Below are 15,640 nucleotides of genomic sequence, written 5' to 3' on the forward strand. Positions count from 1 at the left end.
TTTCGATGTCCCAGCGCGTCACGCCCCGCAACTTCCGTACGTCCCTGCTCCGCACCCGCGCCGCCGTCCTGGCCACCGGCCTGGGAGCCTCGGTCGTGCTGGGAGTCGGGGTCGCGGCCGCCGCCGACACCACGGCCGCCGCTTCGTCCTCCGCCGCCAGTGCCGTCGAGGCGCAGGCGGCCGCCCAGGCCAAGGCCGCGAAGGCCAAGGCCGACAAGGCCGCCAAGGCGAAGGCCGCGGCCGCCGCCCAGCAGAAGGCCGCCGCCGAGGCCAAGAAGAAGGCCGCCGCCGCGGCCAAGAAGAAGAAGGCTTCCTGGGTCGACCCGGTGAAGAAGTACCGGCTGAGCGCCAAGTTCGCCCAGGCCGGCGGCATGTGGACGCAGAAGCACTCCGGCCAGGACTACGCCGTGCCGACCGGCACGAACGTGATGGCCGCCCACGGCGGCACCGTCGTCAAGGCCGGCGGCAACGGCGCCGGTGATGGTCCCGCCTACGGCAACGCCGTCGTCATCAAGCACGGCAACGGCACGTACTCCCAGTACGCGCACCTGTCGCGCGTCGACGTGCGGGTCGGCCAGATCGTGAAGACGGGCCAGCACATCGCCCGCTCCGGCAACACCGGCAACTCCAGCGGTCCGCACCTGCACTTCGAGATCCGGACGAGCCCGAACTACGGCTCGGCCGTCGACCCGGCCGCCTTCCTGCGGTCCAAGGGTGTGCGCCTCTAAGGGCGTTCGGTGCCCCCGGCACTCTTGACGCCCCCGGCACCCCCGGCACTCTTGACGCCCCCGGCGCCCACGGTTCCCTCGTGGGCCCGGGTGACCAGTTCCGTGGCGACCTGGAGGACGGCCAAGCGCTTGTCCTCGGGGTCGACTTCGACGTCCTGGAGGGCGAACAGCCCGGCGTGCATCGTGAACAGGGCGCTCGCGTAGCGGACTTGGTCGGTCAGGCCGGTTTCCGGGTCGATCAGGATGTCCCGCAGGTCCAGCATGCGGCGCTTGAAGGTCTCGCCGATGCGCAGTTCCCGTACCGTCGCCTGGTTCTCCTGCATGAAGCGGAACAGGGGCGCGGCGCTCGCCAGCGCCTCGCTGTAGCGGCGGACGATCTCCCGCTTGGTCTCCAGGGTCTTCGGCTGCCCGGCGCCCCACTCGATGAGCTCCTCGATCGGCCTGGAGAGGTCCTCGAAGATGCTGACCAGGATCTCTTCCTTGGTCTTGAAGTGGTAGTAGAGCGCGGCCTTCGTGACCCCGAGACGCTCGGCGATCTCGCGCAGTGACGTCTTCTCGTAGCCCTGTTCGGCGAAGAGTCCGAGGGCCACGTCCTGGATGCGCTGGCGGGTGTCCCCGCGGCGCCGCTGCTTGGTGCCGTCCATGGTGCGCCCATCCTCCTCTTACCCGCGCCCACCGGAAACTTACTTGACGACCGGCTAGCTACGCGTCTACTTTCCCCAGTGTAGACAACTAGCCGGGCGGCAAGTAAGTAGGGGAAGTGGGGGAGCGGTAGCAATGGCGGTCACAGCGGTACCCGCGCCGGGGGTGGAAACCGGCAAGCAACCCAGAAGCGTGCGGGTCGTCCTGCTCGCGCTCATGATCGCGATGATGCTCGCGATGCTCGACAACATGATCATCGGTACCGCCATGCCGACGATCGTGGGCGAACTCGGCGGCCTGGAGCACCTGTCCTGGGTCGTCACCTCCTACACCCTCGCCACCGCCGCCTCCACCCCGATCTGGGGCAAGATCGGCGACATGTACGGCCGCAAGGGCACCTTCCTGTCCTCGATCGTGCTCTTCCTGATCGGTTCCGCGCTCAGCGGCATGGCCCAGGACATGGGCCAGCTCATCGGCTTCCGCGCGGTGCAGGGCCTGGGCGCCGGCGGTCTGATGGTCGGCGTCATGGCGATCATCGGCGACCTGATACCTCCCCGGGAACGCGGCAAGTACCAGGGCATGATGGCCGGCGTCATGGCACTGGCGATGATCGGCGGGCCGCTCGTCGGCGGCACCATCACCGACCACTGGGGCTGGCGCTGGGCCTTCTACATCAACCTGCCGCTCGGCGCGGTCGCGCTCGCCGCCGTGGGCGCCGTCCTGCACCTGCCGAAGAAACGGTCCACGGCACGCGTCGACTACCTCGGCGCCGCGCTGCTGACCGTCGGCATCACCGCGATCGTCCTCGTCACCACCTGGGGCGGCACGGAGTACGCGTGGACGTCCGCGCGGATCATGGAGCTCATCGGCATCGGCGTCGCCGCGCTCGTCGGGTTCGTGTTCTGGCAGACCCGGGCCGCCGAGCCGGTCGTGCCGCTGCACATCTTCCGCAGCCGCAACTTCACGCTGATGTCCCTCATCGGCTTCATCACCGGCTTCGTGATGTTCGGCGCCACGCTGTTCCTGCCGCTCTACCAGCAGTCGGTGCAGGGCGCGTCCGCGACCAACTCCGGGCTGCTGCTCCTGCCGATGCTCGGCGCGATGCTCGTCACGTCGATGGTCGCCGGCCGCGTCACCACGAACACCGGCCGCTACAAGGTCTTCCCCGTCGCCGGCAGCGCCCTGATGGTCGTCGGGCTGTACCTGCTGTCGACCATGGACACCGGCACCAGCCGGTTCACCTCCGGCGTCTTCATGGCCGTGGTCGGCCTCGGCATGGGCTGCCTGATGCAGATCACCATGCTGGTCGCGCAGAACAGCGTCGAGATGAAGGACATGGGCGTCGCGTCCTCGTCCACCACGCTCTTCCGCACCCTCGGCTCCTCCTTCGGCGTCGCGATCATGGGCGCGCTGTTCAACAGCCGCGTCCAGGAGGCCATGGCCGAGCGGGGCGGCGCGCTGGGCAGCGGTGTCACCGAGCAGTCCGCGCAGCTCGACGCGGCGAGCCTCGCCAAGCTGCCCGAGGCCGCGCGGGAGGCCTACCAGTACGCGGTGTCCGACGGCACGCACGCGGCCTTCCTGCTGGGCGCGGTCGTGGCCGTGCTGTCGCTGGCGGCGGCGGTGTTCGTCAAGGAGGTGCCCCTCAAGGGGGCCGGACCGAAGCCGGCGGAGGACGTCCCGTCCGGCGCCGCGTAGACAGGGGCCCCGGCGTTGTCGGCCCGTCCGGCGCCGCGTAGACAGGGGCCCCGGCGTTGTCGGCCCGTCCGGCGCCGCGTAGACGCCCCGGCGTTGTCGGACCCCCGTGCCACCATCGGTGGATGGACAAGACGCGGCAGTTGCGGCTGGCCAAGGACGCCATGGACCGGGACTGGGCCGATCCGGGGCTCGACCTCGACGCCGTGGCCGCACACGCCGGGTACTCGCGGTACCACTTCCTGCGGGCCTTCAAGGAGGTCTACGGCGAGACCCCCGGCCAGTACCTGACCCACCGCCGTATCGAACGGGCCGAGGACCTGCTGCGCACCGCCGACCTCTCGGTGACCGAGATCTGCACCCTCGTCGGCTTCAGCAGCCTCGGCGCGTTCTCCGCCCGGTTCAAGGCGTGGACCGGCCTCACCCCGAGCGAGTACCGCGCGAAGCACGTGGGCCGCGGGGCCGCCCTGATCCCCGGCTGCTACGCGATGCTCTGGGCCGGCGGCTTCCGCTCCGGACCCGGCCGGGGGCAGCGCAATTCTGAAGAAGCGGACTGACGGCACCCGGTCCTACGGTGACGGTGTCGGGCATTCGCCCCGCACTCCCACCGCAGACAGGAGCAGCCCCATGATCAAGGGACTCAAGATCTCGACCGTCTGGGTCCTCGACCAGGACCGGGCCAAGGAGTTCTACACCGAGAAGCTCGGCCTGGAGGTCCGCACCGACATGACGATGGGTGACGGCGGCATGCGCTGGCTCACCGTCGGCGCCCCCAGCCAGCCCGACGTCGAACTGACGCTGATGGTGCCGGGCAGCGGCATGGACCCCGAGTCCGCCGAGATGGTCGAGAAGCTCGTGGCGAAGGGCGTACTCGGCGCGGGCGTGCTGACCACCGACGACATCCACGGCGACTACCAGAAGCTCAAGGACCGTGGCGTCGAGTTCCTCCAGGAGCCGCAGGAGCGGCCCTACGGCGTGGAGGCACTGTTCCGCGACGACTCCGGGAACTGGTTCTCCTTCACGCAGCCCCGCGAGGGCGGCCTCGACACCACCAAGGACTGGGCCTGCTGACCGCCTGCGCCTGCGGGGGCGGTCAGGGCCGGCCGGTCACTGGCCGGACGGCAGCATCGGGTAGCTGCCCGTGTTCGTCGGCGCGTGCTCCGGCAGCCACAGCACCGCGACCGCCCCCTCGGCCGGTATGTGCTCCGGGGCGCCGGCCGGGCGGACGTTGCGGAAGGTCAGCCTGGCGCCGAGCACCCTGGCCTGGCCGGCCGCGATGGTCAGGCCGAGGCCGTGGCCGCGCCCGGCGCGGTCCTTGCTGCCGGTGCGGAACCGGCTCGGGCCCTCCGCCAGCAGGTCCGGGGGGAAACCGGGGCCGTGGTCGCGGACCCGGATCACCCGGCCCTCGACGGTGACCTCGATGGGCGGCTCGCCGTGCCGTGCCGCGTTGGCCAGCAGGTTGAACAGCACGCGCTCCAGGCGGCGCGGGTCGGTCGTCACCTCCGACTCGTGCACCACCCGCACCGTCGCCTTCGGGTCCTTCACGGCGACGCGGCGGCTCACGAACTCGCCGAGCATGACGTCCTGGAGCTCGGCCCGCTCAGAGGCGCCGTCCAGCCGGGCCACCTCCAGCACGTCCTCGACGAGCGTGCGCATCGCCTTGGCGCGGTCCAGCACCAGCTCCGTCGGCCGGCCGGGCGGCAGCAGCTCGGCCGCCGTGAGCAGCCCGGTCACCGGGGTGCGCAGCTCGTGCGCGATGTCGGCCGTCACGCGGCGCTCGGCCTCCAGGCGCTGCTGGAGCGCGTCCGCCATCGCGTCCACCGCGCTCGCCAGGTCGTCGGTCTCGTCCCGCACGACGCCGCCGATGGCGTCCCGCACGCGCACGTCGGGCTCGCCCCGGGCGACCTCGTTGGCCGCGGCCGCCGCCTTCCGCAGCCGGCGCGACAGATGCCCGCCGATCAGCACCCCGAGCGCGCTGCCGCCGAGGACCACCGCGATGGAGCCGATCACCAGGGCCTGGTCGAGGTCCTTGAGGATGTCCGTGCTGCGGTCGGTGAAGCCGGTGTGCAGCGACATCACGCGCCCGTCCTTGAGCGGCACCGCCGCCCAGATGTCCGGCGGCCCTCCGGCCCGGTCGGAAACGTACGTCGCCCGGCGCCCCGCGGCCACCTTCTTGCGCAGCTCCGCCGGCAGGTCCGGGTCGTCGAGCTTCACGTTCGGGAAGTTGGGCCGCTGGGACAGCTCGTAGTTGCGCTGGGCGATCATGATGCGTTCGTCCGCGAGGTCGCGCGCGTTGTCCAGCATGGAGACCCGGGCCGCGTTGTGCACGACCAGGCTCAGCGCGACCGCCACCAGCGCGCCGACCAGGGCGATGGCCGCGCTCAGCTTCCACCGCAGGCCCGTACGGATGCCCGCGCGACCCATGACTCCGGTGGCCGGGCGACCCGGAAACCCCCGCCCCATGGTCCGCTCAGGCCTTCAGCTTGTAGCCGAAGCCGCGGACCGTCTCGATGCGGTCCTGGCCGATCTTCGTGCGCAGCCGCTGCACGTGGACGTCGACGACGCGGGTGTCACCGCCCCAGCCGTAGTCCCACACGCGCTCCAGGAGCTTGTCCCGGGAGAGCACCGTGCCCGGCGCGGAGGAGAATTCCAGCAGCAGCCGCATCTCGGTCGGCGTGAGCGCGACCGGCTGCCCGGCGCGCAGCACCTCCATGCCGTCGGTGTCGACCACGAGGTCGCCGAAGCTCAGCACGCCGCCGCTGTCGTCGGACGCGGGAGCCTCCGACCGGTCGCCGCTCGCGTGTCCGAAGCGGCGCAGCACCGCGCGGATGCGGGCGACCAGGACCGCGCCGTCGAACGGCTTCGTCACGTAGTCGTCGGCGCCCGCCTCCAGGCCCAGCACCACGTCGATGGAGTCGGCCCGCGCGGACAGCATGATCACCGGCACCGTGGACTCGTCGCGGATGCGGCGGCACAGGCTGACGCCGTCCAGGCCGGGGACCATGACGTCCAGCAGGGCGATGTCGGGCCGTCTCGACCGGAAGGCCTCCAGGCCGGACAGGCCGTCGGGCATCGCTGTCACCGCGAAGCCGTCCCGCTCCAGGGCGAGTTGGGTCGCCTCGCGGATGACGTCGTCGTCCTCGACGAACAGGACGTGGGTCTGGTCTGCCATCCCGGTGCTCTCAGTCCTCGTGTCGCAGCTGGCGTTCTCACTTGTGCGGACGTGTCGTGCGGCGTCCGCGTTCACCTCTTCATCGTCCGACCGCGCCCGATCGGTTCACGCCCGACCCGGTCGGCTTGCGCCGATCGCGCCGGTCCGGATCGGCACGCGCCGGGACCGGTCGGCGTCGGCCCGCGCTCAGCCGGCCGGTTCCGGTGACACGTCGCCGCCGACCGCGTTGCTGTAGTCGTTGTGCGTGCGGAAGCGCTCCGTGAACCGCCCCGCCGCCCACCGGTACGTGATCACGTTCTCGCCCGACGGACTCGACACCGGGTCGCCCTTCTCGTACACCTGCTTCGTCACCACCAGATCCCCCCGGTCGAGCTCCGCGTACACCGGCGGCTCCTCGGCCCGGAACACGTTGCGGTACTCCCCGCCCTCCAAGCGGTACACGTACGCCCCCACCCCCACCGCGTCGCCGCAGGTCAGGACGTTCACGACGACGTCCTCGGCGGGGCCGTCGGTCAGCTCGCCGTACGACACGTCGACGGGGTACTCGTCGGCGACGCACGGCTTCAGCTCCCGCTTGACCTCCGCCGACACCAGGGGATCGTCCTTCACCAGCCGCACGGCGTCCACCCGGTCGGGGCTCCGCACCGGCCGCACCGACGGCACGGCGGGGGCGCCCGAGACGGTGTCGGCGTGCGCCGGGCCCTCGTCGCGGGCGCCGGTGCCGCCGGCCGCGCAGCCGGACACGGACAGAGCGACGGCGGTGAGCACGGCCGCCGCCGCACCCACCGCCCTGAAACCGCCCCGCGCCCGAGTGGCACAGGCGCCATCACCATCACCGGCACAGGTCAGGCCGCGCAACGCTCCCGCTCCTCACGCTCCAGCGCGCGTGCGTCCAGCTCGCGGGCCTGGAGCTCCTCACGGAGCCGGGCGAGCGCCCGGTGCAGCGTGCTCTTGACCGTTCCGGCCGACATGCCGAGGGCGGCGGCCGTCTCCTCCGTGGACATCTGCTCCCAGTGTCGCAGCACGACCACGCTGCGCTGCTTGGGCGCGAGCACCTTCATCACGTCCATCAGCAGGGCACGGTCGGCGTGCTGCTCGGTGGAGTCGTCCACGGAGGCGTCCGGGAGCTGCTCGGTGGGCACCTCCTCCAGTCTGCGCGCCCGCCACCACTCCGTACGGGTGTTGATCATGACCCGGCGCAGGTAGGCGTCCGCGAGCCGCTTGTCCGCGATGCCGTCCCACTTGCCGTACGTCCGCGCCAGCGCCGTCTGCAGCAGGTCCTGGGCGTCCACCGGGTCCGGGACCAGGCGCCGGGCGCTGCGCAGCAGCGCTTCCTGCCGGGTGCGGACGTACTCCTCGAACTCGAGCACCTCGCCCTGCGCCATGGTGAACCGCCTCCCCTGTGATCCGTGGTCGTCCCGGGTTCGCCGGGCAACGGGACAGAAGCTACGGGCGGCTTGTCACGGCACGGTGCGGGGGAGCCTGCGGGAAACGCGCGGCTGTCCGTCGGTTGTGTAACGGAGGCGGAGGAGTGGCGCCGAGCGGGCCCGGGTGGGGCGGCTATGGGGGATTCGCGGCTTCGGAGCCGGAGTCAACGTCAGGTCACGTGAGCGGGAGCCGGTACAGACCGCCCGGCAGCGGTTCGACCAGGCCGTCGGCGACGAGGCCGTCCAGCGCGCGGGCGCGCTGCACCGGCTCGTGCCACACGCGGTCGAGGGCCTGCTGCGGCACGGGCGCGTGCGCCTCCCGGAGCACCGCGAGCAGCCGGCCGCGCACCTGGCGGTCGGTACCGGCGTACGTCTGGCCGCGGCGCGGCGGACCGTCGTGCTCGGGCTTGCCGGCCAGCCGCCAGGCGCACTGCGCGGCGATCGGGCAGCGGTGGCACTGCTCGTTGCGGGCCGTGCACACCAGCGCGCCGAGCTCCATGGACGCGGCGGCCCAGCGGGCGGCGGTGGCGTCGTCCTCGGGCAGCAGCTCCCGGGCGAGCCTGCGCTCGGCGGCGGTCGTCGCGTTCGGCGGGTACTGCACGCCGGTGACCGCGCGCGCGAGGACCCGGCGGACGTTGGTGTCCAGCACGGGGTGCCGCTGCCCGTACGCGAACGACGCCACGGCAGCCGCCGTGTACTCGCCGATGCCGGGCAGTGCGAGGAGTTGGGCGTGGTCAGCCGGTACGTCGCCGCCGTGCCGTTCCGCTATGGCGACGGCCGCGCCGTGCAGACGCAGGGCGCGGCGCGGGTAGCCGAGCCGGCCCCAGGCGCGGACGGCCTCGCCGGGGGCTTCGGCGGCGAGGTCGGCGGGGCGCGGCCAGCGCGACAGCCACTGCTCGTAGACGGGCAGGACGCGGTTCACCGGCGTCTGCTGGAGCATGAACTCACTGACCATCACCCCCCAGGCCCCGGCCTCCGGGCGCCGCCACGGCAGGTCGCGGGCGTGCTCGTCGAACCAGTCGATGACGGGGGAGTGCAGCGGCGGGGAGTGCGGTGGCGGAGAGTGCGGTGGCTCTCCGGCGGTGCGCTCGGACGCGGTCTCGGCGGTGCCGCCGTGCGGGGGCTTCGTGGGAGCAGTCATGGCCCTTCCGATCCTGCCATGCGGAGCCGTCCGTACGGGGGCAAGGGCACCGGGGCGGGCGGTTCGCGCGGCGAGGGGGGCCGGGACCGTCGTGGTGGGGGCGGTGGCGGGCATGCCATGGGTGGTGGCCGGGCGGTGGCGGGCATGCCGTGCGTGACCCTTGGGCGGCGGGCCGGCGTGCCGCGGGTGGGGGTCGCGCGCCGGTGTGGGCGGGCCGTATCTGACGAGCGGGGGTCGGCGGGCGGGCCGTACCCGAAACGTTTGCAGGATGATGATCCGGAAAAGTTGTGGCCGGGGGCGGCGGGTGGGGCCAGTGAACGCCTCGATCTCTCGTACAGTTTGCGCCGTGGGATCTCTGCGCAATCCGGTCGGGCCGCTTCCCTCCTCCATCTACTGGCGACGGAGGGCCGTACTCCTGTCCGTCGTCGCCCTGTTGACGTTGCTGATCACCTGGGTCGTCACGTCGGGCGGCGGGGGCGGCAACGGCGGTCAGAACGGGGCCAACGGCAAGAATCCCGCGCCCACGATCACTCCGGGACCGTCGAGTTCCGGCCCGGCGATCAGTCAGGCGCCGGGCGGGCGGGACGAGTCGGAGGGCGAGGACACCGGCGGCTCGGGCGACGGAGACGGTGACGGTTCCGGTGACGGGAGCGGCTCTGGCGACGGGTCCGGGGCGGGCGACGGCGGATCCGGTGACGCGGGCGGTGCCGGAGGCTCCGGCGGCGGCTCCGGGACCGGGGTCGGTACGGGGTCCGGCGACACGGTTCCGGCCGGGTCCTCGCTGCCCAACTGCACGCCGGGCGCGGTGAAGTTGAGCCTGCGCAGCCTCCGCAACACCTACGAGCCCGGGCAGACGCCGACCTTCGTGCTGGCCGCGCGGAACATCTCCGGCAGCGACTGCAAGATCGATCTCGGGCCCAGGAGCGCGGTTCTGACGGTCACTCAGGCTTCCGCCGACGACGCGTTCTGGGCGTCGGACCACTGCCCCAAGAACGCCGGAAGCCGGCTGTACCGGGTGCCGGCCAAGGAGGGCATCACGTACACCGTGAAGTGGGAGCGCGAGCCGAGCGCGCCGAAGTGCGCGACGCCTCCGGCGGGGTCGGCCAAGGCCGGGACCTATCTGGTGGAGGCCAAGGCGCCGGGCTTCGCGAAGGTGCAGACGTCGTTCGTGCTTGAGGCCGACTAGGCCGACGAGACCGGAAACCGGCGAGGCCAGCAGTCGACCCGCCGGGTCCGCGTACGGGTCCGCGTACAGGTCCGCGTACGGCCCGGTCCGGTCAGACGTACCGCTCCAGGATGGACGACTCCGCCAGCCTCGACAGGCCCTCCCTGACGCTGCGGGCCCGGGCCTCGCCCACGCCGTCCACCGTCTGGAGGTCGTCCACGCTCGCGGCCAGCAGCTTCTGGAGGCCGCCGAAGTGCTCCACCAGGCGGTCGATGATGGCGCCGGGCAGGCGGGGCACCTTGGCCAGCAGGCGGAAGCCGCGCGGCGAGACCGCCGAGTCGAGCGTCTCGGGGGAGCCGGTGTAGCCCAGGGCGCGGGCCACCGTGGACAGTTCGAGCAGTTCCGCGTGGCTGAGCTTGTCCAGCTCGGCCAGGGCCTCCTCGACCGTGCGGGAGCGCTTGGCGGTGGGCTCGGGGACGTAGTCCCGGACGACGAGTTCGCGTTCGGGCTCGACGCCCGCGATCAACTCGTCGAGCTGGAGGGCGAGGAGACGTCCGTCGGTGCCCAGCTCCACCACGTACTCGGCGATTTCCGTGGCGATGCGGCGCACCATCTCCAGGCGCTGCGCGACCGCCGACACGTCCCGGACGGTCACCAGGTCCTCGATCTCCAGCGCGGACAGCGTGCCCGCGACCTCGTCGAGGCGGAGCTTGTAGCGCTCCAGGGTCGCGAGGGCCTGGTTGGCGCGGGACAGGATGGCCGCGGAGTCCTCCAGGACGCGGCGCTGGCCGTCGACGTAGAGGGCGATCAGGCGCATGGACTGGGAGACGGACACGACCGGGAAGCCGACCTGCTTGGAGACGCGGTCCGCCGTGCGGTGCCGGGTGCCGGTCTCCTCGGTCGGGATCGTCGGGTCCGGGAGGAGCTGGACGCCCGCCCGGAGGATCTTCGACAGGTCGGACGAGAGCACGATGCCGCCGTCGAGCTTGCACAGCTCGCGCAGCCGCGTCGCCGTGAACTCGACATCCAGGACGAATCCGCCCGTACACATCGACTCCACGGTCTTGTCCGAGCCGAGCACGATGAGACCGCCCGTGTTGCCGCGAAGCACGCGCTCGAGGCCGTCACGCAGCGGCGTGCCGGGAGCCACGGCGCTCAGCGAGGCGCGCATCAGGCCATCGGAACCGGCACTCCCACCGGACTTTCCGGGAGCCGGGGCCCGGTCGTTGGCTGCCACTGCACTCCTCCGGTCGCAGGTTCTGGGGCGCTCCCGTGTCGCACACTCGGTCGTACGGACGGGCGAGACCTGGGCAAAGTCTACCGGCGGTCCGTCTCCTCCCGGGGTGCCTCTCGCCGACGGGAGCGCGGAAGGACCCGCAGGGCGTCCCCTATGTCCGCGACTTCCAGGACCTTCATACCGGCCGGAATCCTCCCCGGGTCGCCCGGTACCAGGGCGTGCGTGAAGCCCAGGCGGTGTGCCTCCGCCAGCCGGCGCTGCACGCCCGTGACGCGTCTCACCTCGCCCGCGAGGCCGACCTCGCCGATCGCGACGAGGTTCTTCGGCAGCGGGGTGTCGCTCGCGGCCGACGCCAGCGCGAGCGCGACGGCGAGGTCGGCGGCCGGCTCGGACAGCTTCACGCCGCCCACCGTCGCGGAGTAAATGTCCCGTTTGCCCAAGGCGCTGATCCGGCCGCGCTGTTCCAGCACGGCCAGCATCATCGACACGCGGGAGGTCTCCAGGCCGGACGTCGTGCGGCGCGGGGACGGGATCTGGGAGTCGACGGTGAGCGCCTGCACCTCGGCGACCAGCGGGCGGCGGCCCTCCAGGGTGACGGTGAGGCAGGTGCCGGGCACGGGCTCGGCGCGGCGGGTGAGGAACAGGCCGCTCGGGTCGGTCAGGCCCGTGATGCCCTCGTCGTGCAGCTCGAAGCAGCCGACCTCGTCCGTCGTGCCGTAGCGGTTCTTGACGCCGCGTACGAGGCGCAGGCGCGCGTGGCGGTCGCCCTCGAAGTGCAGGACGACGTCCACCAGGTGCTCCAGCAGGCGGGGGCCGGCGATCGCGCCGTCCTTGGTGACGTGGCCCACGAGCAGGGTGGACATGCCGCGTTCCTTGGACGCCCGGATGAGCGCCCCCGCCACCTCGCGGACCTGGGCCATGCCGCCGGGCGCGCCGTCGATCTCCGGGGAGGCGACCGTCTGCACCGAGTCGAGGATCAGCAGCGACGGCTTGACCGCGTCCAAGTGGCCCAGCACGGCCGCCAGGTCGGTCTCGGCCGCGAGGTACAGGTGGTCGTCGATCGCCTTGATGCGGTCGGCGCGCAGCCGGACCTGGCTCGCCGACTCCTCGCCCGTCACGTAGAGGGTCTTGTGCTCCTCGCTGGCCGACTTGGCCGCCACGTCCAGCAGGAGCGTCGACTTGCCGACGCCCGGTTCGCCCGCGACGAGCACGACCGCGCCGGGGACCAGGCCGCCGCCGAGCACCCGGTCCAGCTCGGGGACGCCGGTGGAACGGGCCGTGGCCTGCTTGCCGTCGACCTGGCCGATGGGCAGGGCGGACGTGGTGACGCGCCCCGGCGCCGTGGTGCGGACCGCGGGCGTGCCGTACTCGTCGATCGTGCCCCAGGCCTGGCATTCGGGGCAGCGGCCGAGCCACTTGGCCGTCTGCCAGCCGCACTCCGTGCAGCGGTAGGACGGCCGGTCCTTGGTGGTCTTCGTGCGGGCAGCCATGGGTGAACCGTAGCCCCCGCCTGTGACAACGGGCCGCCGACGCCCACCGGCGCACACCGTACGCCCGTTGAGATCCGGCCACCGCGGCGCGAACGCGCCCTCGAACAACGGGCCCTCGTCCCCTTATGAGGGATCGTTTCACCCGTACGGATTAAATGTGCTCAAGGTGGGAGAAGGGGCCGACCACCGGCGCCTACGGTCGCCGGATGATGAGCAGCAGTCCGCAGACCCCGACCCGCACGACCGGCGCGCACCGGGCGCGCAGGGAGGCGCGCGACCGCGCGGCGGCCCGTACGCTGGCGGAACGGCCGCCCGCTCGCTACGAGCCGTACCTGGACGGCCTGTTCACCTACTGCCTGTCCGTGCTGTGCGACCACGACGCGGCCACCGCCGCCCTCGGCGACGTCCTCGCGCTCGCCGAGCGGCGCGGCCGGCACGTCCCGGAGTCCGCCGCCGACCGCCGGGCCTGGCTGTACGCCCTGGCCCGCTGGGCGTGCCTGCGAGGGCTCGCCGCGGCCCAGCAGAAACGTCCGGGCACCCACGCGGCGGGCCGCTCCGGCGCCGACCGGCGACGGGTGGCGCGGCCCGCGGGACCGGCCGTGCCCGAGGACGTCCAGGAGCACCGCCGCCGCGAACTCGCCCTGCTGGCCTGGCCCGAGGCCGCCGGGATCACCCCGGAGCAGCGCGAGGCGCTCGAGCTCGCCGTCCGCCACCACCTCGCCCCGCACGAGGTCGCGGCGGTCGTCGGCATGGAACCGGACGCCGCCAAGGAACTTCTCGCCTCGGCCGCCTGCGAGGTCGAGCGCACGCGCGCGGCGCTCGCCGTCGTGGAGACCGGCACCTGCCCGAGCGTGGCCCACCTCACGGGTGACAACCAGCTCGTCCTCAGCTCGGCGCTGCGCCGCGAACTCGTCCGGCACGTCGACGACTGCCCGCGTTGCCGCCGCACCGCCGAGCGCGCCATCCCCGGGCGCTGGCCCGGCACGGCCGTCACGCCCGCCGAACTGCCCGTGCTGGTCGCGCCGCGCGCCGCCCTGCACGCCGCGATGGCGCACGCCACGCGCACGCGTGGACACGCGCCCCGCTTCGACCGGCGCGGTTTCCCGATGGACCCGCGCGACCGCGCCGCCCGCCGCGACCGGCTGCGCACGCGCGCCGTCACGACGACCGTCGTCGCCACCGTCGTCGCCGCGCCCGTGCTCGCCCTGTGGGCGGCCTACCGGGGCACGCCGATCGGCGAGGGCGAGGACGGCCGCTCGGCCAGCGCGCGCGAGGCGCACGGCCCGGACGCGCTCGACGGGGAGACGGCGGGCGGCTACGAGAACGCCGGCAACGCCAGCACCAGCCCCGGCGGCCGGTTCGGCAAGCGCGGCGGACCGGACGTCTCGGTGGAGGTCGTCAGCGTCGCGGGCGGCGCCGGGAAGGGCGCGGCGGCCCTGGAGGTGTCGGCCGGACACAGCGGCGACACCACGCTGATCACCCTCACCGCGACCGGCTCGGCACCGGTCCGCTGGTCGGCGTCCACGCGCGCGTCCTGGCTCTACCTGAGCCAGTCGTCGGGCACGCTGAAGCCCGGCGAGACGCTGACGGTCAAGGTGTACGTCGACCACCTGCGCGAGCCGTCCGGGCACTGGAGCGCGCGGGTCGCCGTCGCCCCCGCGGGCTCCGTCGTCTCCATCGAGGGGTACGGCACCGCCCCCGGCCCGTCCCGGCCGGGCCCCGCCCCGCTGCCGAGCGGCCCCGGCGGCCCGCCCCCGAGCCCGTCCGACCCGACGCCGGCACCGCCCGAGCCGAGCCCGCCGGAGCCCACGCCGAGCGAGCCGACCGACACGCCGTCGTCACCGCCCCCGGACCCGACGCCGAGCGAGCCGTCGCCGTCCGACCCGGGCGGCTCGTCACCACCGCCGAGCGGCAGCGGCGACCCGAGCCCGTCGACGTCCTGAGGCCGGGGCTCAGACCTCCTGGGGCCGGGGGTTCAGCCGACGGGGTCCGCCGGGTGGGGCGCCACCAGGGGCAGCTGGGAGGCCAGGCGCTGCTCGCACAGCTCGACCAGCCGGTCGTAGCCCGCCTTGCCCATCAGCTCGGTCAGCTCCGCCCGGTAGGAGACGTACACCGGGTCGCCCGCGCCGTGCGCGGAGGTCGCCGACGTGCACCACCAGTGCAGGTCGTGGCCGCCGGGGCCCCAGCCGCGCCGGTCGTACTCGCCGATCGACACCTGGAGCACGCGCGTGTCGTCGGGCCGGTCGATCCAGTCGTATGTCCGCCGGACCGGCAGCTGCCAGCAGACGTCCGGCTTGGTCTCCAGCGGCTCGCGGCCCTCCCGCAGCGCCAGGATGTGCAGCGAGCAGCCCGCGCCGCCGGAGAAGCCGGGCCGGTTCTGGAAGATGCACGAGCCCTGGAAGGGGCGGGTCTGCCGGGAGCCCTCGTCGTCCTCGGCGGTCCAGCCGCCGCGGGTGCCCTCGGCGTGGTTCTGCCAGATGTCCGGCGTGAGCCTCGCCACGTGCTCGGCGACCCGCTTCTCGTCGTCCTCGTCGGAGAAGTGGGCGCCCAGCGTGCAGCACCCGTCGTCCGCGCGGCCCGCCTGGATGCCCTGGCAGCCGCTTCCGAAGATGCAGCTCCAGCGCGAGGTCAGCCATGTCAGATCGCAGCGGAAGACCTGCTCGTCGTCCGCCGGATCAGGGAACTCCACCCACGCCCGGGCGAAGTCGATCCCCTTCTCGTCGCCCACCGGGGCCGAGCCCGCTCCCGGCGCGGTCGCCTGCGAAGAACCCGTGGCCGAACCGGCGTTCCCGGCCACCTTGTCCTTCTTGTGGCGCTTGCCGCTCTTGTCGTTCTTGCCGTTCTTCGCCTTGTTCGTCTTTGGCACCCGACCAGGGTAAGTCGCCCGGTGCCCCCGGCGGGACCGCGTCCGCCCCTGACGCGGGGGCGGCGGGCCGCGTGCCGGGC

General features: G+C 73.1%; 15 protein-coding genes. 6 read left to right on the forward strand and 9 right to left on the reverse strand.

Translation table 11 applies throughout. The features are described from left to right. The first annotated feature begins 5 nt into the window (after positions 1 to 5). Positions 6 to 728, forward strand: coding sequence for a M23 family metallopeptidase (locus ACZ7D7_RS31525; protein ID WP_470828768.1), 723 nt, complete (start codon positions 6 to 8; stop codon positions 726 to 728). Here ACZ7D7_RS31525 and ACZ7D7_RS31530 read toward each other — a convergent pair. Beyond that, positions 725 to 1,372 carry a TetR/AcrR family transcriptional regulator gene (locus ACZ7D7_RS31530; RefSeq protein WP_470828769.1) on the reverse strand — a complete coding sequence of 216 codons (648 nt, stop codon included), beginning with the start codon at positions 1,370 to 1,372 and terminating at the stop codon, positions 725 to 727. The two genes, ACZ7D7_RS31525 and ACZ7D7_RS31530, sit on opposite strands and share 4 nt — an antisense overlap. 133 nt (positions 1,373 to 1,505) lie before the next feature. Between ACZ7D7_RS31530 and ACZ7D7_RS31535 the strand changes: the two genes are divergently transcribed. The 3 genes from ACZ7D7_RS31535 to ACZ7D7_RS31545 all read left to right on the forward strand — a co-directional run bounded on the left by ACZ7D7_RS31535 (position 1,506) and on the right by ACZ7D7_RS31545 (position 4,133). After that, entirely contained in the window at positions 1,506 to 3,065 is a 1,560-nt protein-coding gene (locus ACZ7D7_RS31535; protein WP_470828771.1) for an MDR family MFS transporter, read from the forward strand. Between the two features lie 122 nt (positions 3,066 to 3,187). Beyond that, complete coding sequence (locus tag ACZ7D7_RS31540; protein ID WP_470828772.1) at positions 3,188 to 3,619, forward strand: helix-turn-helix transcriptional regulator; 432 nt, start codon at positions 3,188 to 3,190, stop codon at positions 3,617 to 3,619. A 70-nt stretch (positions 3,620 to 3,689) separates the two neighbouring features. Further along, on the forward strand, positions 3,690 to 4,133 hold the full coding sequence (locus ACZ7D7_RS31545; RefSeq protein ID WP_470828774.1) for a VOC family protein: 444 nt from the start codon (positions 3,690 to 3,692) through the stop codon (positions 4,131 to 4,133). Positions 4,134 to 4,169: 36 nt separating this feature from the next. On the opposite strand, the gene cseC is transcribed toward ACZ7D7_RS31545, so the two are convergent. From cseC to ACZ7D7_RS31570, 5 genes are all read right to left on the reverse strand, one after another. After that, positions 4,170 to 5,525 (reverse strand): two-component system sensor histidine kinase CseC, encoded by a 1,356-nt coding sequence (gene cseC / locus ACZ7D7_RS31550; RefSeq protein WP_470828775.1) that lies wholly within the window; start codon positions 5,523 to 5,525, stop codon positions 4,170 to 4,172. A gap of 7 nt (positions 5,526 to 5,532) precedes the next feature. Continuing rightward, a complete protein-coding gene (gene cseB / locus ACZ7D7_RS31555) occupies positions 5,533 to 6,234 on the reverse strand; it encodes a two-component system response regulator CseB (protein ID WP_470828776.1) in 702 nt (233 codons plus the stop codon). Between the two features lie 186 nt (positions 6,235 to 6,420). After that, entirely contained in the window at positions 6,421 to 7,092 is a 672-nt protein-coding gene (locus ACZ7D7_RS31560) for a hypothetical protein (RefSeq protein WP_470828777.1), read from the reverse strand. Beyond that, positions 7,080 to 7,619 carry a SigE family RNA polymerase sigma factor gene (locus ACZ7D7_RS31565; protein ID WP_470828779.1) on the reverse strand — a complete coding sequence of 180 codons (540 nt, stop codon included), beginning with the start codon at positions 7,617 to 7,619 and terminating at the stop codon, positions 7,080 to 7,082. The genes ACZ7D7_RS31560 and ACZ7D7_RS31565 overlap by 13 nt, the downstream gene beginning before the upstream one ends. 217 nt (positions 7,620 to 7,836) lie before the next feature. Next, positions 7,837 to 8,802 (reverse strand): HhH-GPD family protein, encoded by a 966-nt coding sequence (locus tag ACZ7D7_RS31570; RefSeq protein WP_470828780.1) that lies wholly within the window; start codon positions 8,800 to 8,802, stop codon positions 7,837 to 7,839. 346 nt (positions 8,803 to 9,148) lie between these two features. On the opposite strand from ACZ7D7_RS31570, the gene ACZ7D7_RS31575 reads away from it, so the two are divergent. Then, on the forward strand, positions 9,149 to 9,988 hold the full coding sequence (locus ACZ7D7_RS31575; RefSeq protein WP_470828781.1) for a hypothetical protein: 840 nt from the start codon (positions 9,149 to 9,151) through the stop codon (positions 9,986 to 9,988). Between the two features lie 91 nt (positions 9,989 to 10,079). Here ACZ7D7_RS31575 and disA read toward each other — a convergent pair whose 3' ends face one another. Both disA and radA read right to left on the reverse strand, forming a co-directional pair. Then, positions 10,080 to 11,204 carry a DNA integrity scanning diadenylate cyclase DisA gene (gene disA, locus ACZ7D7_RS31580; RefSeq protein WP_470828782.1) on the reverse strand — a complete coding sequence of 375 codons (1,125 nt, stop codon included), beginning with the start codon at positions 11,202 to 11,204 and terminating at the stop codon, positions 10,080 to 10,082. Positions 11,205 to 11,284: 80 nt separating this feature from the next. Further along, positions 11,285 to 12,694, reverse strand: coding sequence for a DNA repair protein RadA (gene radA, locus ACZ7D7_RS31585; protein ID WP_470828783.1), 1,410 nt, complete (start codon positions 12,692 to 12,694; stop codon positions 11,285 to 11,287). Between the two features lie 206 nt (positions 12,695 to 12,900). Here radA and ACZ7D7_RS31590 point away from each other — a divergent pair, with 206 nt between their 5' ends. Next, positions 12,901 to 14,637, forward strand: coding sequence for a BACON domain-containing protein (locus tag ACZ7D7_RS31590; RefSeq protein WP_470828784.1), 1,737 nt, complete (start codon positions 12,901 to 12,903; stop codon positions 14,635 to 14,637). A gap of 32 nt (positions 14,638 to 14,669) precedes the next feature. Here ACZ7D7_RS31590 and ACZ7D7_RS31595 read toward each other — a convergent pair whose 3' ends face one another. Beyond that, entirely contained in the window at positions 14,670 to 15,560 is an 891-nt protein-coding gene (locus ACZ7D7_RS31595; protein WP_470828785.1) for a DUF3109 family protein, read from the reverse strand. Positions 15,561 to 15,640: the final 80 nt, after the last annotated feature.

This window comes from Streptomyces sp. NPDC037054 (assembly GCF_055606745.1).

Coding starts and splice junctions, on each gene's coding strand:
- ACZ7D7_RS31525 (WP_470828768.1), top strand. CDS start 6: ATGTCCCAGCGCGTCACGCCCCGCAACTTCCGTACGTCCCTGCTCCGC.
- ACZ7D7_RS31530 (WP_470828769.1), bottom strand. CDS start 1,372: ATGGACGGCACCAAGCAGCGGCGCCGCGGGGACACCCGCCAGCGCATC.
- ACZ7D7_RS31535 (WP_470828771.1), top strand. CDS start 1,506: ATGGCGGTCACAGCGGTACCCGCGCCGGGGGTGGAAACCGGCAAGCAA.
- ACZ7D7_RS31540 (WP_470828772.1), top strand. CDS start 3,188: ATGGACAAGACGCGGCAGTTGCGGCTGGCCAAGGACGCCATGGACCGG.
- ACZ7D7_RS31545 (WP_470828774.1), top strand. CDS start 3,690: ATGATCAAGGGACTCAAGATCTCGACCGTCTGGGTCCTCGACCAGGAC.
- cseC (WP_470828775.1), bottom strand. CDS start 5,525: ATGGGGCGGGGGTTTCCGGGTCGCCCGGCCACCGGAGTCATGGGTCGC.
- cseB (WP_470828776.1), bottom strand. CDS start 6,234: ATGGCAGACCAGACCCACGTCCTGTTCGTCGAGGACGACGACGTCATC.
- ACZ7D7_RS31565 (WP_470828779.1), bottom strand. CDS start 7,619: ATGGCGCAGGGCGAGGTGCTCGAGTTCGAGGAGTACGTCCGCACCCGG.
- ACZ7D7_RS31570 (WP_470828780.1), bottom strand. CDS start 8,802: ATGACTGCTCCCACGAAGCCCCCGCACGGCGGCACCGCCGAGACCGCG.
- radA (WP_470828783.1), bottom strand. CDS start 12,694: ATGGCTGCCCGCACGAAGACCACCAAGGACCGGCCGTCCTACCGCTGC.
- ACZ7D7_RS31590 (WP_470828784.1), top strand. CDS start 12,901: ATGATGAGCAGCAGTCCGCAGACCCCGACCCGCACGACCGGCGCGCAC.